We start from the raw sequence: 22,907 nt of genomic DNA, 5'->3' as shown, positions 1-22,907 counted from the left end.
TCAGTCCGAGGCCGTCGAACCGAGCGTATCGAGCACCTGCTGCAGATCCTGCTGTACCTTGTCGATGCCTTGCCACGGATCGCTACGCAGGCTGGCAAGCCGACGCGTCACCGTGCGCAAGGTGTAGTGATTGCCGCCGCGCACCTTACCCAGCTCGCTCCAGCGCAGCGGCACCGCCACCGGCGCCTCGGCCCGGCTGCGCAGTGAGTAAGACGCCACGCTGGTAGCGCCGCGCGTGTTGCGCAGATAGTCCAGATACACGTGTCCCTTGCGCTGCGCCTTCGCAGCAACCGCAACGAAATCCAGCGGGTGCGCTTGCGCCAGCGAATCGGCGAAGGCGCGCGCGAACGGCTTCACCACCGACCATGGCGCGGCCGGCTTCAGCGGCAACACCACGTGCAGACCCTTGCCGCCGGACGTGCGTAGGAACGAGACCAGCCCAAGCTGCTCCAGTTGCTTGCGCACCAGCCGCGCTCCGGCCACCACGCGCTCCCATGCCACGTCAGGGCCAGGATCGAGATCGAACACGAGTCGGTCGGCAAGGTCCGGGGACTCGGCCTTCACACCCCAGGGATGGAACTCCACCGCGCCGAACTGCACCAGTTCCAGCACCGCCAGCGCGTCGCGTGGCACGAGGTAGTTCGCCGCCGCGCCGGCATCCTCCTTCAGCGCCACCGTGCCCACGTGCCGCAGGCCTGCCGTCGCGTGTTTCTGAAAGAAGCACGCCTTATCGACGCCGTCGGGACAGCGCACCACCGAGGTCGGCCGATCGATGACGCCGGGCAGGAACCAGCCCATTACCGCACGGTAATAATCGGCCACGTCCTGTTTGCTGATCCCGTCGTTGGGAAAGACCAGGCGGTCTGGATGGGTGATCTCCACGGTGTCGGAGGCGGCTTGTGGGGACATGGCTGACTTCCGGGAAATGGACCGGGAGGGTGGCTTGGCAGCGGACGGGCGATCGGCATCAGTGAGGTCATCCACCGATTTATCCGGACGCAGGCCCTTGAAGCTCGGCTGGCGCAGCAGCGCGTTACCGCCGTGGCCGCGGAAGGCAACTTCCACCACGGTCCGCGGCGCCACCCAGCGCGCACCCCGCAGCAGCGGGTCAATGCCTTCAATGGCCATGGGCGGGCGCGAGGCGCCGCCCTTGGCCACACTGCGACTCAGCCGACGCAGGTCCGCGTCGCCAAAGCCGGTGCCCACGCGCCCGGCGTAGATCCAGCGCCCGGACACAGAGGGATCCGGCTTGCCCAGCAGCAGCGAACCGAAACCATGGCGGCTGCCGCCGGGTGCGGTGTAGCCGAGTACCACAAACTCGTCGCTCTGCAGCCGTTTGGTCTTGCGCCAGTCGTCGCCGCGACCACCGCGGTACGGCGCATTGCGACGCTTGGAGATGATGCCCTCCAGCGCCTGTTCGTTCGCCATGCGAAAAGCGGCATCGCCCTGCCCCACCGTGTGCGCGCTGTAGGCCAGCGGCGCCGGGCGGCCGTGCAGGATGTACGCCAGCAGCGCCTTGCGATCCTCCAGCGCCGAGCGTGTGAGGTCGTAACCCTGCAGCGCCGGGCAGTCGAACAGCATGTAGACCAGCGGCGCGTTGAGCTCGCCGGCCAGGGTCTTCTGCAGTGCGTTGAAGTCGCTGCGGCCGTCGGCATCCAGGGCAATCAGTTCGCCATCGAGCTGCGCCGATTCTAGCCTCAGCACGGAGATTGCCTGTGCAATCTCCGGCACGCGTCCGGTCCACGACAAGCCGTTTCGTGACCACAAGGCCACCGCGCCGTCGTGCACTGTCGCCAGCAGTCGATAGCCGTCCCACTTCACTTCGTGCAGCCACTGGTCACCGCTGGGCGGCGTGTCGCTCAGTCGCGCCAGTTCCGGCTTGAAGAACTCGCCCGACACACGCGAGAGCCGCGCCTTCGGCGTGACCTTGAGCATCGCCAGCAGCTTGCGTGCTTCTACGGGACGTATGTGGGGCGCGGCGCGCCGCCGTGCCGTCGATTTGCCGGCGGCAGGCTTCTGCGCCGGCGTCTTGGCGGCCTTGCGCGTGCTCGCGCGCATGCGCGCGTCGAGCAGGTCGTCGGCCTGTACATCGCTGGCGAAGGCGTCAACGGCCTTGATCAGGAACCACGCCGGCTGCTTCTCCTTGCGACCGCTGCGCACCAGGTGCCAGGCGCCCTTGAGTCGTTCGCCGAACAGCTCGAAGCGCAGGTGCCCCTTGCGCAGCTGTGCCTCCACGTCGCCCGGCGATGACCACACGCCGTAATCGAAACGGTCCACATGGCCCTTGCCGTAGCCGGCCTCGATGTCGCCCTCGAAGCTCGCGTAGTCGAGCGGGTGATCCTCGACCTCTACCGCCAGGCGCTTGTCGCCAGGGTCGAAACTGGGGCCTTTCGGCACTGCCCAGCTTCTCAGCACGTTTCCTACCTGAAGGCGAAAGTCGTAGTGACGCCGGCTGGCGTGGTGTAACTGCACCACGAAAATTGCACGCTCGCCTGCCGAAGCTCGGCTGCTTGTTGCAGGTTCTCGCGTACGGCTGAAATCGCGCTTGCGCTGGTAGTCATGAAGACTCATTGGAGCCGAGCTCGCGTCTGATGAGGAATGGTGCAGACTCTCTCCCGTGGCATTGCCGCGCACCCTGTATTCCATGTGATGGGTAACGCGATGACAAGGCGGAGGACCACGGCCGTGCATGCAGTTGCTCATCTGGCGATGGAGTCGCCGGACTCTCTGCCTACCCCCGAACGGATTGATCATGTCGATGATGAGAGGTGTGTCACCATGACGCAGCCGCTACCAGGCATGAAATACATCGAATCAAGTGGCAGGAACGTGTAGAGCTTGGGCTCGGCCCATCACGGTCGCTGCAAGCGCAATCTGCTTTGCTGGTTCCTCCCGCATCGAACGGAACACCGCATGAGCAAGCCGCAGAACCACGACCAGGGCGAACCCACCCGCGACTCGGACAACGAGCCGGAGACGGACCGCAATTCCAAGGCGCCACGCAAGCCGGAAGACACCGACGCCGAGGGCAACGCGCTCAATGACGTCGGCGAGGACAATCACCAACAGAAGTGATGCCAGTCCGCCGCCGGCGGTGCGTCCATCCCGTTGCGGGGTGGGCGCACCAGCTTGTGCGCATCATTCGTCCGCACGCACCAGCTTGAAGAAGGTGCTGTCTTCGCCGGAGGCTTTCTCCTGCTGATAGAGAAAGGCGACGTTGCTCTTGTCGAACTTCTCGAACCAGACATCCCAGTCCACATGCTCCAGCGCCTCCTCGCTCGCGCCGCCGGGAAAATCGATGCGCAGGATGCCCGGATCCTCATTCGAGCCGGTGTCCTTCACCTTCGCCGGAACGCCATCATGCTGCTCGACCCAGCGGCGGATTTCTTCGTGGTCGGTAGTGGTCTTGGAACGAGAGGTCATGATGCTTCTCCGGAGTGGGTGGGGGAATGGTGACAGGCAAGACCGGCACCCTGGAGCACACCGCATGCCGCCACGCGTTGGCGCAGCGTGTGCCGCTCCATGGAAATGTACGAATGCCACCATGCAGCCGTGGCGACGGGTGTCGACGTGCCGTCCAAGCTAGGCCGGGCCATGTCAACGTGCGATGTGCCCGCAGCCAAAGCCGGCTCACATTCGTCGTGCCGCCGCGTCAAGAAAACTGCATCGGTCATTCACTGCATCGCCACCGCGCGCTACCTACCGTCGAGCTTCGTCGCCAACAGGAGCAAGGCATGACCAGCAAGAAGACCCCCAGCAAGTCCGACAAGACCATGGACCCCGCACCCACGCCCGAGCCACGTAATCCCCTGCCCAAACAGCGCTTGAACAAACCTGGCCTGGAGCGCGACCTGGAGCCGCGCCCCCGTTTCCGGGCCCCCGACTATCGCGGCAGCGGCAAGCTCGAAGGCAAGGTGGCGCTCATCACCGGCGGCGACTCCGGCATTGGCCGAGCGGTGGCCGTGCTGTTCGCCCGCGAGGGTGCCGACGTGGCGATCGTCTACCTCAACGAGCACGAGGATGCCAAGGAAACCAAGGCCTCGGTGGAAGAGGAAGGGCGCGAGTGCCTGGCCCTTCCCGGCGACGTGCGCGACCGCGATTTCTGCCAGCAGGCGGTGGCGCAGACGCTGGATCACTTCGGATCGCTCTCCGTGCTGGTCAACAACGCGGCCTACCAGCAGCACGCCGACTCACTGGAAGACATCAGCGACGAGAGCTTCGACACCACCTTGCGCACCAACCTGTACGGCTACTTTCAGATGGCGCGCGCAGCGCTGCCGCATCTCAAGAGCGGCGACTGCATCATCAACACCGGCTCGGAAACCGGCCTGTTTGGCAACGCAAACCTGCTCGATTACTCGATGACCAAGGGCGGCATCCACGCATTCACCCAGTCGCTGGCGGCGAACCTCGCCGGTCGCGGCATTCGCGTGAATGCGGTAGCGCCCGGGCCGGTCTGGACGCCGCTGAATCCCGCCGATGGCCCGGCCGAGAAGATTCCAGACTTCGGCAAATCCAGCGCCCTGGGTCGCCCTGCTCAGCCGGAGGAGCTGGCCCCGGCGTACGTGTTTCTCGCCTCGCCGTGCTGCGCCAGTTACGTCACCGGCGCGATTCTTCCGGTGATGGGCGGCCCCACGCCCTGACGCGCGCCATCGCCGCTGCGCGGCGGCGATACCGTATCCACGTCGCGTTCACGAGCATCCGCCCGTCCTAAGGCTTGGGGAGAAAGGAGACACCGGCATCGAACAGGCGCGGGACGGAGATGACGCGCGGCTCTGTGTCCATGTACGGCTTGCGGGCACGTCGCACATCGTGCGCTGTCCGCGCCCGACGAAGAACCGTATTCGTTACGGACGCCGGGCGTGATGACTCTGCACGGCCGCAGCGGGCGGCTGCAGCGGACCCACGGCAACGCCCCAGGGCTTTTCGCCCACTGCGATCGAGGTCAGCCGACTCATCTCCGGCAAGGCGACCACACTGACCGTGTTGGATGGCCCGTCGGCGGTGTAGAGCCGCCTGCCGTCAGCTGCGATGGCCAGCCCCCAGGGACGGTCGCCCACCTTCACGCGCCCGCTCACCTTGCCGGTTCGCGCATCGAGGCGCAGTACCAGGCCTGCGTGACCAGTTGTCAGGTACAGACTGCGACCGTCCGGCGCCAGCGCTACGCCCATCGGCCGCACACCAGCGCCGGCCAGCGGGACGGTATGCGGAGGACCGCCACGATCAAGATCGATCATCGACAGCGTGGCGCCGACTTCTGCGGGGACATAGAGGGTTGTCCCGTCGTGCGAAAAGCGGCAGTTACGCGGCCGTTGGCCGACGCTCTCGATACGCTGTACCCGTAGCTCGCGGCCGTCGATCAGGGCGACGGTGCCTTTCGCTTCCGAAGTGGCACAGATCCGGCTCCCGTCGTCGCTGACCCCCACCCCTTCGGGCTCACCGCCCACCTGCAGTCGCTTCACTATCTGACCCGAGCCCAGATCGAAGACGAACAACCGCCCGGAATCCTCGCTCGCCACGTACAGCCGCTTGCCGTCCGGTCCGAGCGCCAGCTGCTCAGGATCGGAGACACCGCGCAGCATGCGCACCACCCTGCCCTGCGCCAGGTCAACCACGCCAATGCCGTCGGCCGTGCGGTCTGGCGGCGGCAAGGTGCTCTCGTCCACACCGGGGCCGGCCGGCGGCGAGCCGCTCAGTGCAACGTACAACCGGCGCCCATCGCGCGACACGACCAATCCACGGGGCCGCTTGCCCAGAGCCAGCGTGCGCGTCACCCGCAGGGTGCGCCCGTCAATCACGCTCAACGTGCCGCCGGCTTCGTTGGTGACATAGATGGCCTCAGGTAAGGCAGCGGTCCGTTCAACCGCATGAAGGGCCGGCGCGCAGAGCACTGCGACCGCCAGGCTTGCGCTGGCGAAGTGGACGGCCAGGGCGCCACAGCCACTACGGATGGAACCACGCATGCTTTCTCTCCTCACAAGAATGCAACGCCCTCCCGCGAGCGCGGAAGCACGCAGAATCAACCCGCCTGCGACGCACGAAGGCGGCCACTCAGAGGCTGAGAAAAATTCGCCCGCCGTAGCGAGAGCGCCGCCAAGCGTTCGTGACAAGGTGCGTTGGGCGCCGCCGGCACGGGCGTTTGGCAGCGGCCGCAGTAGGCGGGCGAATTTTTCTCAGCCTCTCAGTAGCCGCTGGCCACCGGTTCCTCACCGATCTTCTGGCCGTTGCGCCAAGTGTGGTAGCACAGCGGATGGGTGTAGATAGACGCGCCATCGACGCTGCTGTAGGTGATGTCGTCCACAGTGGCGCCACCGACCGGATCGAGCTTGGCCGCATGACGTACGCGCTTGGCGATCTCCTGATCGGCGCACGGCGTGTCGCCGCTTACGCCAAGGCCGCCGACCTTGGTCTTGTCACGGTACAACGGCAGTCCACCGCCGAACACGATGACACCGCCGCACACCGTGCCATCAGCGCTGGCATCCCCAGGGGCCTGCAGGCACTTGGGATTGAGTGGATCGCCAGCGCCAGCACCGAACAGCGAATGCCCGGGCTGCGCCATCGTGTAGAGCCGCGCGGTCGACATCGGTGTCGTGTCGCTGCTGAAGGCATTGGCGGTGAAGGCCTTGGCCTTGGCGATGCCGAGCGAACCCGGCCACGGCATAGTGGGATCCGCATCCGCCGACGCCACTGCGCACAGCCTTCCCTGGCGGTCGACCACTGCCGCCCATTCGTGCCGACCGCCAGCAAAGCCGCCTACCTCACCTTCGGCCGGGGTGCTGTTGAGCCAGTTGTGCAGCTGGACTGTGGTGGGCAGGTCGCCACACTTTCCCGAGCGGTCGTGCCCGGGCTTGCGCACATCGTCCGCCGCGCCATCCTGTGTGGTGCCAATGCCGGAGGCCGGTGCTTCGGCCTGACGGTTGGCCGCCACCGTGTTGCCGCGCTCCTTGTCGGTGTCGTGATCGTTGCAGCCTGCGAGCATCGCGGCCGCGGTGAGAAGCAAGAGGAAAGAGGCTGGACGTCGCATGGGGATCTCCGTCATTTGAGGCTTTGCAGGTAAAGCGTCAGCTCGCTCAGCTGCTGTCCGCTGAGACTGTTGATGTCCGGCATCTGCGTACCCGGCTTGAATGACTGGGCGTGCACGATCCACGCCTGCAGATTGGCGGTGTTGTTCACCAGCATACCGCCGGCAATGCGGGTGCGGCTGCCGACATGGGTGAGATCCGGACCGACCGTGCCATGGGCATCGGTGCCTCGAATGGTGTGGCACACCGCGCATGGCGCGGCCATGAAGTCGGCCTTGCCACGCTGCTCTGCCGGCGTCTGCGGTTCGCTCGCATCTGCCAGCTGACGGGATTTCCAACGCGCATAATCAGCGGGCGTATCGGCGAACACCCGCAGGCGCATGTGGGCGTGCTGCATGCCGCAGTACTCGCCGCATTCGCCGTCATAGATACCAGGGTGATCTGCCTGGAGGCGGATCCGGTTCGTCATTCCCGGCACCATGTCCACCTTGCCGTGCAGCTTCGGCACCCAGAACGAGTGGATGACATCGGCGGTGACCAGCTCCAGGTTCACCGGCGCGCCGGCTGGAATGTGCAGCTCGGTCGGCGCGTGGAAACGGTTGGGCAGTGATGGATCGAGGTACTCCGCATCGAACCACCATTGCCGCGCAGTGACTCGGATCGACGGCGCCGGATGCATCAGCTTGCCCATCGGAAAATCGCGCAGCGTGTCGAGGCTGAAGAAAAACAGCGTACTCAATACAGTGATCGGTACGATCAATCCACCGACAATGATCCAGTTGATGCCCGAGGTGGTGTCCACCGGCGCGTGCTCGCCGAAGCTCCCGCGCCGGCGCGACACCACGGCGACCAGCAGGCACCACACCACCACAGTGACGACGCTGAAGGAAATCAGCGCGATCCAGCCCAGACGCGCCAAGCGATCGGCGGCAGTACCCTCAGCGAACAGGAAGTTCTGCGGCCCACGGCAGCCGGCAAGCAACACCACGGTCGACAGCATGCAGAGGCATCGCAGCATCGCGCGGACCATGCCTAGCGCTCCGGTACGTCAGGCGCATGCGATACCGGCGCATCCGGCTCCTGCGGCGTGCGCAACGCCCTGATGTACGCCACCAGCATCCAGACCTGGTCGTCGGTAATGCGTGAGCCCCATGCGGGCATGCCGTGCGCCCTGCCCTGCACGATGGAGTCGAACACGTCGTCATCGCTGGAGCCGTAGATCCAGTCCTGGTCTCGCAGGCTCGGTCCCATGCCGCCGCCGGCATGGCCGCCGTGGCAGCCGGAGCAGTTGTAGCGCACGAACAACTTCCGTCCTTCTTCCACGCCGACGCTATCGCCGCTGTAGGGCCCGGGCCTGGCACGACTGGAGCGGTCGTCTGCACGCCCCGGGCCCGGAACGGGGCCAGTCGCCGCACGCGGCGTGCGGGTGGCCGCGTGCTCGTAGTCCTGGTCGCTATGGCAGCCAGTAACACTGCTGCAGAGCAGGCCGAACGCGGCGCCAAGGCACGCGCGCCAGAGTGCATGCATCATCGTGGCCCCCCTTGTTCCTGGTCGTCGCCAGCGACCAACGGCACGCCGTCGTGGCGCAGTACCGCATTGATGGCCGCCTGCCGGCGTCGGATAAACTCGTTGAGCGACTGCAGCAGCGCCTTGTCCTCGCGGCGCACGCCCATCGACATGTCAAAACGCATCACCTGCGCCGACCCCACGTCGCTCTGCAGTGGCACCAAGTCCAGCGCCACCGGCTCACGTTGCGCGAAGTAGCCGGCCAGGGGGCCCCAGGCAATGGCGACGTCCACGCTGCGGTTCGCCACCGCATCGATCAACGCGCGCGTCGGATCCGGCCGGGAGTAATCGCCGTAGATGCTGTATCCGTGCAGGTTCTGCACCAAGCCACGCTGGGCCAGCGCCATCGCTGGCGGCACGTTAGCGTAGTCGTCGCCGACAGCGTGCACCCCTATCTGCAGGTTGCGCAGTCGCGGATCGTCCAGGCTGTGGATGTCCAGGTGCCGGTCGTGCCGGGTAAGGAACACATAGCTGGACCGGTAGTACGGCGTGGTGGTCTTGAGCATGTCCATCCGCGACGGCACGCCGATCACCACGTCGCAGTGGCCGGATTTCAGCGTCTTGCGCACGAAGCCGCGCCGTTGCGGCCACCAGTAATAGACCAGGCGACGATGCAGGTCGTTTGCGGCCATGCGCGCGATGGCGTTCTCGAACCCCTGCTGTTGCTGGTTGGAGAACGGTAGATTGTTCGGATCGGCACACACTCGCAGCTGGTCGATGGGCGCGATGATCGGCACCGCCGGTCCATGCAGGGCCCGCTCCAGTGCCTCGGGATTGTCTTGCGCCATGGCGGGCACAGCCAGCACGAGCAGGCACGCGGAAGCGGCACGGCGAAAGCGATCAGAAGCCGAAGACATAGAGCACGCTCCCGGCCGCCGTGTACTGCTTGATTTTTTTCATCGCGCCGACCGTGCCAAGTGCAGCGGTCGGGTCATCCGTGGACACGCTTGGAAACGCCGTGGCACCCATCCAGCCACCAACGCCGGCGTAGACGGCGACGAACTGATGGCCCTCGGGCCCGAGGAAAGTGATCGGATTGCCCACCACGCCGGAGGCCACCTTCACCTTCCACAGGTCCGCCCCGCTGCGCGCATCGACGGCCTTGAACCAGCCGTCCATGGTGCCGTAGAACACGACGTCGCCACCGGTGGACAACACACCGCTGTACAGGGGCAGGTCGCGTTCGCGGATGCTCCACACCGGCTTGGCCTGCACCGGATCCCACGCCACCAGCTCACCCTGGTAACCGCCCGGCCCGGGGTACATGCGCACGTCGGCGCCGAGGTAGGGCGTGCCGGCGATGTAGTTGGCCTCAATTCCCTCGTAGTCCATGCAGGTGTTGTGCGCAGGGATGTAGAGCAGGCCCGTGCGCGGCGACAGCGACGACGGCATGAAGTCCTTGGCCCCAGTGGCCGATGGGCAGATGTCGTGGGTGACCTTGCCGAAATGCGTGCGCTTGGCGGGGTCCTCGTCGGGCCGGCCGGTCTTGAGGTTGTAGCCGTGCGCCCAGTTGGTCGGCTCGTATTTCTCCGCCGACAGCACCTCGCCGGTGGTGCGGTCGAGCACAAACACGAAGCCGGTACGGCCCGGATGGATCAGCAACTTGCGCATATGCCCCTGCCACGGCATGTCGACGAGGATGTTTTCCATGATCTCGTCGTAGTCCCATGCGTCATGCGGCGACACCTGCCAAGCCCATTTCGCCATGCCCGTATCCGCGTCGCGGGCAATGATGCTGGAGGACCACTTGTTGTCGCCGGGGCGCACGTCCGGGTTCCAAACCCCGGGATTACCGGTGCCGTAGTAGATGAGGTTGGTCTCGGGGTCGTAGGAAATCCAGCCCCAGGCGGTCGCCCCGCCCAGCTTCCATTGGCCCTTGGGCCAGCTGGTAAGACCCAGGTCCTTGCCCTGGTCGTGCGGGTAGAACGGATGGAAATCCGCCCCGATCAGCACGTCCTTGTCCGAGCCGGTGTTGAAGGCGCTCCAGGCGACTTTGCCCGACGACACGTACAGCGCCTTGACCCAACCACGCACGCCCAGTTCGCCGCCGGAGTTGCCGACGATCACCTTATCCTTCACCACCAACGGTGCCATCGTCACCGTCTCACCGATGTCGATGTTGCCTACCTTCGTGCGCCAGACCTCCTTGCCGGTGTTGGCATCGACGGCGATGGTCTGGTCGTCCAGCGTGTTGTAGATGATCTTGCCGTCGGCATAGGAGGCCCCGCGGTTGACGACGTCGCAGCAGGCGATGCCCACGGCGCGTGGATCCGGATGCGGCTGGTACATCCACAGCAACGCGCCGCCGGGTTTGGTCAGGTCGATCGCCATGAGGTTGTTGGGAAACGGCGTGACCACGTACATGGCATCGCCGACCACCAGTGGGCCGCCTTCGTGGCCGTGTGGAATGCCGGTGGACAGGGTGGTGAACACCTTGAGGTTCTTCACGTTGCTGGTGTTGATCTGGTCCAGCGGGCTGTAGCGGAGGTTGGCCAGGTCGCCGCCAGGCAGCTTCCACTCGCCCTGGGGCAGCGGAGCCACCAGGTGCATGGGTGGCGCGGCGTGTTCGAGCAGCCCACCGGTGTGCCAGGACGTCGGCAGCTCGCCCTGCTTGGTCGCCGGCTCGACCGGCGCCTTGTCCTGTGCACGATCTGCCCCGCTTCCCAGCGCGACGGCGGCAGCGACAAACGTGATGAGCATGCGTGAGAGCGTCATGGTTACCTCAATGTGGACAGATAGGCGGCGACGTCGCGGGCCTCGGCGCGCGACAGGCCGAGCCGGGGCATCGCCGTTCCCGGCTCTACCGCAGGTGGATCCAGCAGCCAGCGCTGCAGGTTCGCCGGCGTGTTGGGCAGTTCGCCGCCGATGTAGGCGCGGCGGCCGAACATGGTCAGTGGCGGCCCGACCAGCCCGTCGGCCCCATGAATGCCGGGAATGACATGGCAAGCACCGCAGGTGTACTGACTGATCAGTTGCTTGCCATGCGCAGGATTGCCATCCATGCGCAGCCCCGGCTGGCTGGGGTCGCGTCCGCCCTCGCACGCGACCAGCATCAGTGTCATCAACAGCAGCGGCAGGTGTGCAAGGTTCATCGCATCACCTCACACGAAGGCAGAAGCCAGGTCCCGAGCGTGCCCCACACCAGCGCCGCCAGTCCCACGGCGCTGATCACCGTCCCAGCCACCGCCAGAAAATGATCCACATCAGTGATCTCAGCCGCGGGCCGGTCGCGCGTCCGGCGCCAGCCACGGATACCGAACAGAAGGCCGGTGAACCCAAGCAGGATGACAAACACATGCAATGTGAGCTGCCAGCCACCAACGCGACCAACCCAGGCATGTGTAGCGCTATAGCGCTCGCACGGCGCGCTGGCGAGAAACCAGCCCAACGCCTCCTGGAGCGCCCAGCCGACGGGGGCGGCCAATACAGCAAACCAGAGCGAGCCGCGCGATGGCATGTTTGCGCGCTGATCGGTCATGGCCTGGCCCCGAGGTTCGGCATGACGTAAAGCAGCGCGATGATCACCACCCATACGGCGTCGACGAAATGCCAATACATACCGGCGTTATGCAGCGATCGGTACGGCGGCCGGTCCGTGTGCTCTGGTGCCGGCAGCGCCAGTACGTAGAGCAGCATGCCCAGGCCGGTCATCACGTGCAGCGCGTGCACCGAGGTGATCGTGTAGAAGATCGATGCATAGGCATCGCGCTGCGGCATCAGCTTGCGCAGGTGGTGACGGTACTCGAGCGTCTGCAGAAACAGGAACAGGCCACCCAGGGCGATGGTGACCGCCACCAGCACGCGCGAAGCAGCGGCGTGGCCGCGCTTGCCGAGTTGCTCGCCCACCCACAGCACCACGCTGCTGCTCAACAACACGCCCAGCATGATCAGCGCCAGCTTGAGTTCCGGCGGCTCGTCGATCGGCCAGCGCGGCTGACCAGCGCCAAGGTAGAAATACGAAAAGAACAGAGCCACGAACAGCATCGCCTCGGTGGCGATGAAGAAGCTCATGGCGCGCGTGCCCCGACGATCGTCCCAGCCCAGCTCCGCCACAGGCCGATAAGGCACCGCTGCCGGCTCCCCGCCCACGACCACGCCGGCCCTGTCCACGGTCAGCTCGCTCATGCGGTCTTCTCCTTTTCCGGCCAGAGCCAGGCGGCCATCGCCAGCGCACCCACCACCGCCACCACCAGCGCCCACACCAGCGCCTTCATCAACAGCGTGCTGAACAAGGCGGTCATCAGCAGCGCCAGCAGCAGCGGCATCAGGGTGTCTTCCGGCATCTTGGCGACAGCCACCGGCACCGCGTCGGCTGCGCTGGTTGCGAGCGTGTAGCGCCCGTGGTCCAGCCGGCGCTCATCGCGCGGGTCGGCATACTCGTCGTGGTCGTCCCACAACGGATGGCGTGTGGCCACGGTGGGGATGCGCTCGAACGCATAGACCGGCGGCGGTGACGGCATCGACCACTCCAGGCTGTCCGACTGCCACGGATTGGCACCGGCGGGTTTGCCCTGGCGCAGGCTGATCCAGACATTCACCAGCGAAACCAGCAGGCCCACGGCAAACACGAAGGCGCCGACGCTGACGGTGGCATTGATTGCATCCCACCCTAGCCCCGCATCATAGGTGTAGATGCGGCGCGGCATGCCGGCAATACCGGCCAAGTGCATCGGCAGGAACGACACGTTGAAGCCGATGAACATTACCCAAAAGCTCCAGGCCCCGGCGCGCTCATTCATCAGCCGCCCGCTCATCTTCGGGAACCAGTAGTACAACGCTGCCATCACCGGAAACAGGTTGGCCCCGATCAGCACATAGTGGATATGCGCCACCACGAAATACGTATCAGTGAGCTGCCAGTCGAACGGAATGAAGCCGGTGATCACGCCGTTGAGGCCGCCAATGATGAATAGCGCGATGAAGCCTATGACGAAGCGCGTCGCAGTAGTCACCACCATCCGTCCATGCCACAGCGTCCCGATCCAGGCGAACACTTGCACTGTGCTGAATACGGAAATGGTCATGCTGGCGGCAGCGAAGAAGCTCATCGCCATCTGATTCATGCCGGTGGCGAACATGTGGTGCACCCACACCCCCATGCCGATGACGCCAGTCAACACGGTGGAGAGCGCCACGTACACGTAGCCGCAGATCGGCCGCCGCGCCATCACCGGAAGAATCATCGACACCATGCCGGTGGCCGGCAGGAAGATCACGTACACCCAAGGGTGGCCGAAGAACCAGAACAGGTGCTGCCACAGGAGCGGCGTGCCCCCGTTGGCGGCATCGAAAAAATGGAAGCCCCAGTTGCGCTGCAGCTCCAGGAAGACGCACCCGGCGGTGAGCGCAGGCAGCGCCAGCACGATCAGCATGGAGATGGTGCCTGTGCTGTACAGGAACAGCGGCATCCGGCTGATCAACATGCCCGGCGCGCGCAGGCTGAAGATCGTTACCAGGAAATTCACCGCGCCAACCGTGGTGGAAATGGTGAGGAAAATCAGCGACAGCGCGTAAAAGTCCAGCCCGAGCGCCGGCGAGTAAGGCCGGTCACTGTAGGGCGCATAGGCAAACCAGCCATCGTGCGGCGCCTGACCAATGGCCATGCCGGCGTACAGCAGCAGGCCCGACAACAGGAACGTCCAGTAGCTGAAGGCGTTGGCGCGCGGCAATGCCATGTCGCGCGCGCCGATCATCAGCGGAACAAGGTAGTTGCCGAACCCGGACAGGATCGGCGCGGCGTACCAGAAGATCATGGTGACGCCGTGCATGGTGAACAGCTGGTTGTAGGCCTCCGGCGACAGCACATGCATGTCTGGGCCGCCAAGCTGCACCCGCATCACCAGTGCCTCGACGCCCCCGACCATCAGGAAGGCGAATGCGGTGACGATGTAGCGGATACCCACGGTCTTATGATCCACCGTCGAAAGCCGGCCCAACAGCGTCGGCGGCGTCTCCCACAGGTGCTCCAGTCGTTCGATGGCGGCGCTCATGCGCGTGCCTTGCCCATGGCATCGCGGGCCGCCGCGAAGCATATGCGCCGACTCCAGGAGCGAGTAGGTTCGGACATGCGTTTTTCTCCGAAATCGTTCGGCAGTCGTCAGGTGCGGCTGCAGAGACAGCATCCCTAACGGCGAGTGAACGGAGCGGGCATCGTGGGTGTTTCGTCTGTCGAAGAGCTCGCTTGGCTACCGGCGCGATGCGCTTCAGTTGGCTCGCCTGCGAAAGATCGCTCACCTCGCGCACGTCATGGACGTGGAACACGGCGGCCGCCAGTACCAGCAAACCGACGTTGACCAGCATCGCCACCGCCAGCGATACACCGCTGTCGAGCCCGATGCCGCGCAGTGCGCGTTTGATTCGCGAGCGCGGAGCGCGTGCGATGGGGGTGGTCAGCGAGGAATGCAGATAGAGGTTGTGTGGCATGATGGTGGCGCCGACGATCCCGGCGGCCAACCACAGCATGTCCGGGCTGTGCCACTGCCGTGGATCAGGCCGCATGCCCCGGAGCAAAGCCTGGCCGTCGGGTCCGGCGGCCACCAGTTGCGCGGCCAGCGCCGCCATCACCACGCCCAGCAACACCAGCACACCACCGACCAGCCAGGCAGACCCGCACTGCTGCAGCCAGACGAACGGCAGCATCAGCATCATGGACACCAGCACGCCGCCCCACAGGGGCACCCGGAAAAGCATCCGCAAGGCCACCGCTGCCCCGACGACTCGGCGAGGTCGCATGCCACGATCGCGATCTCGCATGCCGGTCACATCGAGACGACCGCGGCGCGCGGCAGGCGCACGCGACAAAGGCAGGCGAGGTCCTGCCCCGTCACCGCCACGAGCGCGGCGGAAATCGACTGCAACAGCATCGCTGCCAGGCTGGCCAGCACCACCACCGGCACCAGTCCGTAGCCGAACTGAGCTCCGGCCTGCACGTCGGTAGCCCAGTTGCCCGGATCCATGTAGCCCACGGCGACCAGCGTGCCTGCGCCCCAGGTTCGCGCACCCAGGTTCTTCGCGGTTGCGCCGCCGACCTTGGCACGCCACGGTGTCGTGCGCGACGCCAGCGCCCGCAGCGGGGCGCTGGAGCGACGGACGTCCATCACTGAAGAACTCGTGCGCGCGGCGACGGTGGTGGGCTACAGCGTCCATGCCCGCCGTCCGTCGCCGCGCCCCGGCTTACTGCTCAGCCTGCTGCAGACTGTGCCTTCGCTCGTTTGTTGCTGCCCTGTTCGGCCAGCACGGTGAGCTTCTGGTCGGTCTGCTTTTCCTCCTGCAGGGTCTCCTCCAGCAGCGAGGCAGCCTTGTCCTGGCCCAGTTCCTTCGCCAATGCGCACAGCGTGCCGTAGGCGGCGATTTCGTAGTGCTCCACCTTCTGCGCACCGGCCACCAGGGCGACATCGCGCAGCGGTCCCTGCGCTATCGATTCGATGACGTCCCGGCCCTCTTCGATGAGGCTCTCCATGGGGGCGGATTTGAGGCGCTTCACGCGGATGTCCATTGCCTGCGCCACGGCGTCAATGCGTTCCACCTGACGCTGGGTTTCTTCGGCGTGCGCCTCGAACGCCTTCTTGAGCTCTTCGTCGCTGGCCGCACGGGCGAGCCGCGGGAGTGCCTTGGTCAACTGTTTTTCCGCGCTGTAGATATCGGACAATTCGTGCACGAACAGATCCTGTATGGTCTTGGCCGTCATGGATATTCCTCGAAATATGTGGACGCACCGGCGAATGCCGGCTCAGCCATCCTGACGAACCCGACGTCGCGCCGATGCGTCCGAACCGTGCCGCGGTTGTCGAAGAGTCTGCTGTCGAAGGGGTGCGTTGCGCGCGCTGCCTCAGGCGCGGTCGCTGGCCAGCTCGGAGGCGTCGACGAACAGTGCCGGCGGCATCTGTTTCCATTCGCCGTGCGCCTCCTCCACCATCAGCCGCACTTCCGCCCCGCCCCGGCGCACCACCTCGGCAGCGAGCCGCAGTGCGAAGTGCAGTGATTCGTCCCGACTGCCGAACACACCCAGCACGTGCGAGCGCTCGAGCACGCGCCACGGCGCGCGCGACTTCGCGTTGAAGGGGATGTAGAGCATGAACGGGTTGGCGATAGGCCTCATGCCCATATCGTGCAAGCACCGCGCCAACGTCTCCGCGCTGTCGTTGCGCGGCGGCACGGCTGATTTGCATAAAGAATGTTCCTGTCGCGTAAAAATATTTCAGGGTGCTGCGGCCGAACACGCAACGATTGCCATGTTGGCGGCATGGCATTGTGAAAGCGCTGCATATGGCGCAATACTTGCGGCGGGTACAGGGGTGTCCCGCCGATACAAGGAAACGCGTATGGCTACTGCCAGCCCCCCCTCCGTCATGGTTGTCGAGGACGATACCGCCCTGCTGGAAACCATAGTGGACGTCCTCTCCTGGCACCGCTGGCCCATTGTTGGTGCCGCCCAGGACAATGCCGGCGCAATACACTTGGCGTCTTGTCGCCCCGACATTGCCCTGGTCGACTACGAGTTGAAAGATGGGCCGAGCGATGCGCTCATCGAGCTGCTCCAGGCGCAGAACGTGAACGTCCTGATCTTCTCCGGCTATGCACACGACCACCTGCCGAGCAAGTTCCGCCGGCATGCCTTCCTGCTGAAGCCATTCGACGTGTTGACGCTGATGGAAGCGCTGGCGCAGTTCGATCCGCAGCACTTCCGACCCACCGGCTGATTGCCCGGCGGCGGTCCGGCCTTGACCAACAGCGGAGGCCAGCTGTGGACTGCCGGCTACATCGACAGCATCGGCGAACCCCACCTGCGACCTGCGCTCGAACATCGCGGCCGAAGCCCGCGCCAAGATCGTCTACGAACGGCTGATCAACGTCGCCACCGATCCGGGCGTGCGCGACGCGCTGGGCTTCCTGATGACGCGCGCGGTAAACCACGGGCGCGGTAAATAAACCACGGCGCGGTAAAAAGAAACGTTAGTCACCATGCCCGTCAACGGTCGCGACCATGAAGCGTGTACGGCGGTTTCAGGCCCGCCGGCGCACAGTGATACGCACTCGGCAGGACCAGCGGCGGGAGAGCCCGCCGGCCGGGCGCCCCTTGCGGTGGGGCGCCCGGCCTCTGGAAACGGAACGGACGTCTCTACTGTCAGGGCGTGTCCTTGCCGCCCGACGATGGTTCCTGGTTGCCCGTGCCCGTCTCGTCCACCCGATCGCGTTTGCGATCGCTTTCGCGATTCTCCTCGTCGCGCTTGCGATGAATCTCATGGTCTTTCCAGGCGATCTGGTCGTTGTTGCGATCGCCGGTGCCGTGCTTGCGTGGTTGTCCTGTCATGTCGAACTCCGCGGGGCTGAGGGTCGGGCAGCTTAGAAAAGCACCGGTGCAGCGCACATGACGCCGGCCTAAAGCATTCGTCACTCCCTCGCCGTACGTTGGCGCCGAGCTGTTGGCGACGGCTTATTGCGCGGAGATCGGCAACCGGATGACGCAGAGCACGCCGTCGGGCGTAAAGGTGTAGGTGGTGGTGGCACCGAGCTGATACGGCAGGGCACGCTCGATGAGCTCGCGGCCGTAGCCAAAGCCGCCGCTGTCTGCCATGGGAACTCCGGTTTCGCGCCACTGCACCACCAGGCATTGCGGTGCCACCTGCGCATCGATCCACCAGCGCACTGACAGCTGCCGCCCGGGCTGCGCCAGCGCGCCGTATTTGACCGCGTTGGTACCCAGCTCGTGCAGCGCGAGCGCAAGGATCTGCACCGTGCTCGAACGCAGCGCGATGCCTGGGGTCCCCGCCATCTCCACCGGCGGATTCTGGCCGTCCAGTACACCGAGCGCATCGAGCTCCTGGCGCAGCAAGGCATCGAAGCTGATGCGCTGCCCATCGGTGACGCCAGAAAGCAAATTGTTGGCTCGCGACAGCGCGGCCAGCCGATCGTCGAAGCGGACGGCGAAGGCGTCAAGGTCGGTGCTGGAGGCGACTGTACGGCGGGCCAGCACGCTCACCACGCCCATCAGGTTGCGCGTGCGGTGCTGCAATTCATCCAGCAACACCTGCTGGTGATCCTGCAGCGTACGCATTTCGTCGACGTCGGTGGAGGTGCCAAGCCACTCGCGAATACCGCCATCGGCGTTGCGTACTGGCGCGGCGCGGGTCTGGAACCAGCGATAGCGCTGCCCGGCTCGGCCGAGGATGCGGTGGTCGATGCTGAGCGCTCCGCTCGACTCGGCCTTCTCCCACGCCTCGCATACGCGCCCGCGATCCTCCGGATGCACCGGTTCGAGCCAGCCCCGGCCCAGGCTCTCGTGCGCACGCTGACCGGTAAAGTCGGCCCACTGCGGGCTGGCCCAGATCCATCGTCCTGCTTCCTCGGCGCGCCATACCAGCTGCGGCATGCCGGAGATCAGCGTCTGCAGTCGCCGCTCGCTGAGCTTGAGCGCAGCCTCCATTTCCTTGCGCTCGGTGATATCCAGGTGGATACCCACCAGCCGGAGCGCTCGACCGTCGGCATCGCGCTGGATCTCTCCCTTGGCCGAGATCCAGCGCACCGCGCCGTTGTCGGGGCGGACGATCCGGTACTCGCTGGTATACGAATCGCCGTGCGCGATCGCTTCGCGTACGGCGCGGTCGGCGGTCTTGCGGTCTTTCGGATGAACCCGTGCGAGCCATTCTTCGTGACCTTCGAATTGCACTTCCGGCGACAATCCGTGCAGCCGTCGATATTCCGGCGAGCGCTGCGAGCGCATGCCATCAGCCATATCGATAATGACGCCGCCCACGCCGCCGGAACGCTGCACCTGGGCCAGTTCGGCCTCGCGCAAGGTCAGCTGCTCCAGTGCACGGGCCCGCTCCACTGCAGACCAAAGACGCCCGGCGGTTTCCTTGATCAGGTCGACGTCCTCCCTGGACCACTGCCGCGCCGACCGAGACGCGCCGCCGAAGGCCGCCTGCCGGGCGGCTTCCTTGCCCGCTATTTGCAGCGTGACGAGGGCACCGATGCCAGCCGAAAGCAGCGCCTCTCGCTCATGTGGCGGGATCCTGTCTTCGTTGGCCACGTCGTGGATTACCAGCAGCTTGTGTTGCCAGCAGGTATCGGCGAGCGCGTGCTCGGCCGTGGCAGGAGCCGCTGCCTGGTCGAAGAACCCGGTGGCACTGCTCCAGCCTTGGACCGACAGTTGCCCTGCTGCGTCCACGGTGACGTAGGCCACCCGATCAAGCTGCAACTGCTCGCCGAGTAATTGGCAACCGGCGTGCTTGATGGTGGCGGACTGATCGAGCCCGCGTAACGTATCACTGAGCAGCAGCAGAAATCGCCGGCGTTGCTGTGCATGGCGCAGCGATCGCTCTGCGGCTGCCCACTGTATGGCGATCCAGACCCGCTCGGCCGCACGCTGTACTAGCCGCGCGTCGCCGTCGCTCCAGCGGCGTGGGATGCGCTGGTGGACGTAGAAGCTGCCGTTGAACTGGTCGTCGCGCCGCAACGGCACCACCAGCGCGGCCCCGATGTTCCAGCGCTGGTACATCGCCAGATCGGCCGGGTGTTCGCAGACCGTGCGGATGTCGTCGATCCTCACGATCACGCCCCGCCACAACAAGGCGCCGATCGACGGGTGAAACGAGCTCAGGCAGTGCATCGCCCCTAGCGGCGGCATGTCCGGCGCCGACCAGTCCTCCAGGATGTGCACGTCGTCGTCGTCGTCGTCGCGTTCGGCGAAGCCCACACGATCGGCTTGCAGGTGTTCGCCGATCAACCGCGACGCCACCCGCTGGATCGCCCGGAGCCCGGACAGTGGCCGCAGCGCATCACTCAAGGCGAGCAGGAAGGCCTGGCGGTCGCGGCTCTCGCGCAGGATCTGCTGTGCCCTCACCTTTTCAGTAGTGTCCACGACGGTGCAGTAGATACCCGAGACGGCATCACTCTCATCGCGCAGCGGCATCCAGCTCACGGTGAACCAGCCAGTGTCGAGATCGTCCGGGCCGATCTTCATCCCCTGGTCGGCCCACAACTGGGGTTCACCGCGGAGCGCGGCGCGCACGGCGCCATCGAGCATCGGCCAGCGCTCCCCGCACAGCTCACTGCAAGGTGCTCCGAAGTACCGGCCGCGCGGCTCGCCCAGCAAGGCGGCGAAGGCGCGGTTGTAGAGTGCGGTCAACTCCTCGCCCCAGGCCACCAGTACCGGCTGTTCGGCCCCGATCATCAGGTCCAGCGCGGTCTTCAGGCTCTGCGGCCAGCGCTCCAGAGGGCCCAGCGGGGTCGCCGTCCAATCGTGGCGTCTGATGCGCCTCGCCGTGGGACTGTCGCCGTAAGGCCATGCCATATCTGTCTCTCCACCCTCATCGGGGGACCATCGTGCGACGCCGGATCGGGACGAGGGATCAGCCTCGCAGGCGTCGCAGCACGGCCAGCAGCGACTTCAGTGCCACAGGCTTGCTGATATGCGCGTCAAAACCTGCCTTTAGTGCTTCTCGCTGGTCTTTGGCTCGGGCGAAACCGGTCAGAGCCAGGGCGATCACGCTGTCGCCACCGGGCAGGGTCCGAAGCTCACGAATGAATTGGTAGCCGTTCATGCCGGGCATGCCGATGTCTGAAAGCACTACGTCGAAGCTCGCTGCGCCAAACGCATTCAGCGCCGCCTGCGCGGAGTCGAAGGTCTCCACTGTGGCGCCCTTCAACTCCAGCACCTGACGAAACGGGCTGAGGATATCCACTGCATCGTCCACGACCATGACGCGCAGGCCATCGATTTCGCCTTCGTGCCCGGCGCCGTCGGATTCCTCCGGGAGATGCACGTTGGAAAGGGGTAATGAGACGGAGAAACTGGCGCCCTTGCCACGACCGGGCGACGTGGCCTTGACCGTGCCACCATGCAGCTCGACCAGCTGCCGCACCAGGGCGAGCCCAATGCCCAGCCCGCCACCTTCCCGCGTGGACACACCGCTGCCCTGGTGGAACATTTCGAAGATCTGATCCAGCTCGTCAAGGCCAAGGCCACGGCCGGAATCGGCCACCACCAGCTCGGCGCGCGAGTCGCCCATCGACAATCGAAGCTCGATACACCCGCCAGCGGGCGTGAACTTCAGCGCATTGCTCAACAGGTTCCAGATGACCTGATCGATGCGCACGCGGTCGGCCTTCACCATCACTGGCGTGTCGGGTATTTGCGAGGCGAACTCCAGGCCGCGCTGGCTGGCTTCGTCGCGGGTGGGCGTGGCCAGGCGGCGGACGCTCCCGGCCAGGTCCAGATCGTCCAGCTTCAGCGTCAGCTTGCCCGTACTGATGCGCGAAAGGTCCAGCAGGTCGTCGATGATCTGGCCCTGACTGAGGATAGACCGGCGGATCACTTCGGCGGCCTGGCGTGCCGAGTCATTGCAGGCAAGCTCAGGGATCGCCGAAAGAAGCTCCGCGTTCATCAGCATCAGGTTCAGCGGGTGCTTGAGCTCGTGGGACATGGTGGCGAGGAACTCGTCCTTGAGCAGAGCGGCCTGTTGGGTCGCTTCCCGCGACGCACTTCCCGCTGGCAACTGGGACCCGCCTGCCTGGCGATGTCTCCGGTCGTGGGTCTCGTCGCGGATGATCTTGGCGAATCCGTGCGGCCCTCCCTGGATGAGCGGCACGGTCGTACCACTGCAGAACACGGTAGAGCCGTCCTTGCGCAGGTACCAATGCTCCACATGCGCTTTGCCCTGGCTCAACGCCACGCCCAGTTGCCTGGCGAAAACGTTCTCGTCGCGATCCATCTCAGGGAAAAGCAGCTCGCCGGAGCGGCCGATCACCTCGCCCGCCGCGTATCCGAAGATGCGCTCGGCGCCTTTGTTCCAATGGGTGATCACTCCGTCGATGTTGAAGGTGATGATGGCGTGGTCGGTGCTCTCGGCGACGAGACGGAGATGTTCCTCGCTCTTGCGCGCCTCCTCCTCGGCACGCTTGCGCCCGGTGATGTCGATGAAGGTCAGTACCGCACCCTCGATGCGGTCTTCGGCAGTGCGGTACGGCAGCATGCGGGCGATATACCAACGGCCACCACCACTTTTCACCTCGCGCTCACTCGTACGCAGCGACTGGAAGGTTTCCAGCGCATCGCTTAGAAGCTCCTCGTAGTCCAGCCGATGGGTGATACCTGATTCCGTGAGCTCGCCCGGTCGGATCCATGCTGCGCTTGGGTTCCGCCCTCATGCCGGGTTCACCCTATGGGTGAAGATGCTGTTTCGACATTCCGCGCACTTCGCGTCGCGCATTTAGCCGTTTATACTTCCATATCAATCTCGCATTGCGTGCATCGCTCGTGTCTTCCAAACCACCCCGGTTCGTCGTTCGCCAGTCTTCCCATGATCTTACCGCAAT

At 65.4% G+C, this 22,907-nt stretch carries 22 protein-coding genes and 1 pseudogene; 4 read left to right on the top strand and 19 right to left on the bottom strand.

Features of this window, described 5'->3' with window-relative positions; translation table 11 throughout:
* Positions 1-2,571, bottom strand: a complete 2,571-nt coding sequence (gene ligD, locus ACO2Q2_RS09690) for a DNA ligase D (protein WP_423255563.1) — start codon at positions 2,569-2,571, stop codon at positions 1-3.
* Between the two features lie 342 nt (positions 2,572-2,913).
* On the opposite strand from ligD, the gene ACO2Q2_RS09685 reads away from it, so the two are divergent.
* Positions 2,914-3,075 (top strand): hypothetical protein, encoded by a 162-nt coding sequence (locus ACO2Q2_RS09685; protein ID WP_423255562.1) that lies wholly within the window; start codon positions 2,914-2,916, stop codon positions 3,073-3,075.
* 63 nt (positions 3,076-3,138) lie between these two features.
* On the opposite strand, the gene ACO2Q2_RS09680 is transcribed toward ACO2Q2_RS09685, so the two are convergent.
* Positions 3,139-3,423, bottom strand: a complete 285-nt coding sequence (locus ACO2Q2_RS09680) for a hypothetical protein (protein WP_423255561.1) — start codon at positions 3,421-3,423, stop codon at positions 3,139-3,141.
* Positions 3,424-3,665: 242 nt separating this feature from the next.
* Between ACO2Q2_RS09680 and ACO2Q2_RS09675 the strand changes: the two genes are divergently transcribed.
* On the top strand, positions 3,666-4,643 hold the full coding sequence (locus ACO2Q2_RS09675) for an SDR family oxidoreductase (RefSeq protein WP_423255650.1): 978 nt from the start codon (positions 3,666-3,668) through the stop codon (positions 4,641-4,643).
* 204 nt (positions 4,644-4,847) lie between these two features.
* Here ACO2Q2_RS09675 and ACO2Q2_RS09670 read toward each other — a convergent pair whose 3' ends face one another.
* The 14 genes from ACO2Q2_RS09670 to ACO2Q2_RS09605 form a co-directional block, all read right to left on the bottom strand.
* Positions 4,848-5,963, bottom strand: a complete 1,116-nt coding sequence (locus ACO2Q2_RS09670) for a cytochrome D1 domain-containing protein (protein WP_423255560.1) — start codon at positions 5,961-5,963, stop codon at positions 4,848-4,850.
* 218 nt (positions 5,964-6,181) lie between these two features.
* Complete coding sequence (locus ACO2Q2_RS09665) at positions 6,182-7,027, bottom strand: GlcG/HbpS family heme-binding protein (RefSeq protein ID WP_423255559.1); 846 nt, start codon at positions 7,025-7,027, stop codon at positions 6,182-6,184.
* A gap of 11 nt (positions 7,028-7,038) precedes the next feature.
* Entirely contained in the window at positions 7,039-8,055 is a 1,017-nt protein-coding gene (locus ACO2Q2_RS09660; protein ID WP_423255558.1) for a cytochrome c oxidase subunit II, read from the bottom strand.
* Between the two features lie 2 nt (positions 8,056-8,057).
* Entirely contained in the window at positions 8,058-8,552 is a 495-nt protein-coding gene (locus ACO2Q2_RS09655) for a c-type cytochrome (RefSeq protein ID WP_423255649.1), read from the bottom strand.
* Positions 8,552-9,379 carry a substrate-binding domain-containing protein gene (locus ACO2Q2_RS09650; protein WP_423255557.1) on the bottom strand — a complete coding sequence of 276 codons (828 nt, stop codon included), beginning with the start codon at positions 9,377-9,379 and terminating at the stop codon, positions 8,552-8,554. The genes ACO2Q2_RS09655 and ACO2Q2_RS09650 overlap by 1 nt, the downstream gene beginning before the upstream one ends.
* Positions 9,380-9,431: 52 nt before the next feature.
* Positions 9,432-11,306, bottom strand: a complete 1,875-nt coding sequence (locus tag ACO2Q2_RS09645) for a PQQ-dependent dehydrogenase, methanol/ethanol family (protein ID WP_423255556.1) — start codon at positions 11,304-11,306, stop codon at positions 9,432-9,434.
* Positions 11,307-11,308: 2 nt separating this feature from the next.
* Positions 11,309-11,683, bottom strand: a complete 375-nt coding sequence (locus ACO2Q2_RS09640; protein WP_423255555.1) for a c-type cytochrome — start codon at positions 11,681-11,683, stop codon at positions 11,309-11,311.
* Positions 11,680-12,069 carry a hypothetical protein gene (locus ACO2Q2_RS09635; RefSeq protein WP_423255554.1) on the bottom strand — a complete coding sequence of 130 codons (390 nt, stop codon included), beginning with the start codon at positions 12,067-12,069 and terminating at the stop codon, positions 11,680-11,682. Before ACO2Q2_RS09635 ends, ACO2Q2_RS09640 begins: the two co-directional genes overlap by 4 nt.
* Positions 12,066-12,716, bottom strand: a complete 651-nt coding sequence (locus tag ACO2Q2_RS09630; protein WP_423255553.1) for a cytochrome c oxidase subunit 3 — start codon at positions 12,714-12,716, stop codon at positions 12,066-12,068. The genes ACO2Q2_RS09635 and ACO2Q2_RS09630 overlap by 4 nt, the downstream gene beginning before the upstream one ends.
* Positions 12,713-14,581 (bottom strand): cytochrome c oxidase subunit I, encoded by a 1,869-nt coding sequence (gene ctaD / locus ACO2Q2_RS09625; RefSeq protein WP_423255552.1) that lies wholly within the window; start codon positions 14,579-14,581, stop codon positions 12,713-12,715. The genes ACO2Q2_RS09630 and ctaD overlap by 4 nt, the downstream gene beginning before the upstream one ends.
* Positions 14,499-15,344 carry a divalent metal cation transporter gene (locus ACO2Q2_RS09620; RefSeq protein WP_423255551.1) on the bottom strand — a complete coding sequence of 282 codons (846 nt, stop codon included), beginning with the start codon at positions 15,342-15,344 and terminating at the stop codon, positions 14,499-14,501. The genes ctaD and ACO2Q2_RS09620 overlap by 83 nt, the downstream gene beginning before the upstream one ends.
* Positions 15,345-15,349: 5 nt before the next feature.
* Positions 15,350-15,688, bottom strand: coding sequence for a divalent metal cation transporter (locus tag ACO2Q2_RS09615; RefSeq protein ID WP_423255550.1), 339 nt, complete (start codon positions 15,686-15,688; stop codon positions 15,350-15,352).
* A gap of 83 nt (positions 15,689-15,771) precedes the next feature.
* Positions 15,772-16,278, bottom strand: a complete 507-nt coding sequence (locus tag ACO2Q2_RS09610; protein ID WP_423255549.1) for a ferritin-like domain-containing protein — start codon at positions 16,276-16,278, stop codon at positions 15,772-15,774.
* A 141-nt stretch (positions 16,279-16,419) separates the two neighbouring features.
* Complete coding sequence (locus ACO2Q2_RS09605) at positions 16,420-16,689, bottom strand: hypothetical protein (RefSeq protein ID WP_423255548.1); 270 nt, start codon at positions 16,687-16,689, stop codon at positions 16,420-16,422.
* Positions 16,690-16,912: 223 nt separating this feature from the next.
* On the opposite strand from ACO2Q2_RS09605, the gene ACO2Q2_RS09600 reads away from it, so the two are divergent.
* On the top strand, positions 16,913-17,290 hold the full coding sequence (locus tag ACO2Q2_RS09600; RefSeq protein WP_423255547.1) for a hypothetical protein: 378 nt from the start codon (positions 16,913-16,915) through the stop codon (positions 17,288-17,290).
* A pseudogene (locus ACO2Q2_RS09595) lies at positions 17,291-17,504 on the top strand (manganese catalase family protein); the annotation flags it as partial.
* A 211-nt stretch (positions 17,505-17,715) separates the two neighbouring features.
* Here ACO2Q2_RS09595 and ACO2Q2_RS09590 read toward each other — a convergent pair.
* From ACO2Q2_RS09590 to ACO2Q2_RS09580, 3 genes are all read right to left on the bottom strand, one after another.
* Positions 17,716-17,901 (bottom strand): hypothetical protein, encoded by a 186-nt coding sequence (locus tag ACO2Q2_RS09590; RefSeq protein WP_423255546.1) that lies wholly within the window; start codon positions 17,899-17,901, stop codon positions 17,716-17,718.
* A 123-nt stretch (positions 17,902-18,024) separates the two neighbouring features.
* On the bottom strand, positions 18,025-20,883 hold the full coding sequence (locus ACO2Q2_RS09585) for a PAS domain-containing protein (RefSeq protein ID WP_423255545.1): 2,859 nt from the start codon (positions 20,881-20,883) through the stop codon (positions 18,025-18,027).
* Between the two features lie 58 nt (positions 20,884-20,941).
* On the bottom strand, positions 20,942-22,669 hold the full coding sequence (locus ACO2Q2_RS09580; RefSeq protein ID WP_423255648.1) for a PAS domain S-box protein: 1,728 nt from the start codon (positions 22,667-22,669) through the stop codon (positions 20,942-20,944).
* Between the last annotated feature and the right edge of the window lie 238 nt (positions 22,670-22,907).

This window comes from Dyella sp. KRB-257 (assembly GCF_049445995.1).
Lineage (GTDB): Bacteria > Pseudomonadota > Gammaproteobacteria > Xanthomonadales > Rhodanobacteraceae > Dyella_A.
The sequence above is the reverse complement of the archived record's forward strand: the minus strand, read 5'-3'. Positions and strand labels throughout refer to the sequence as shown.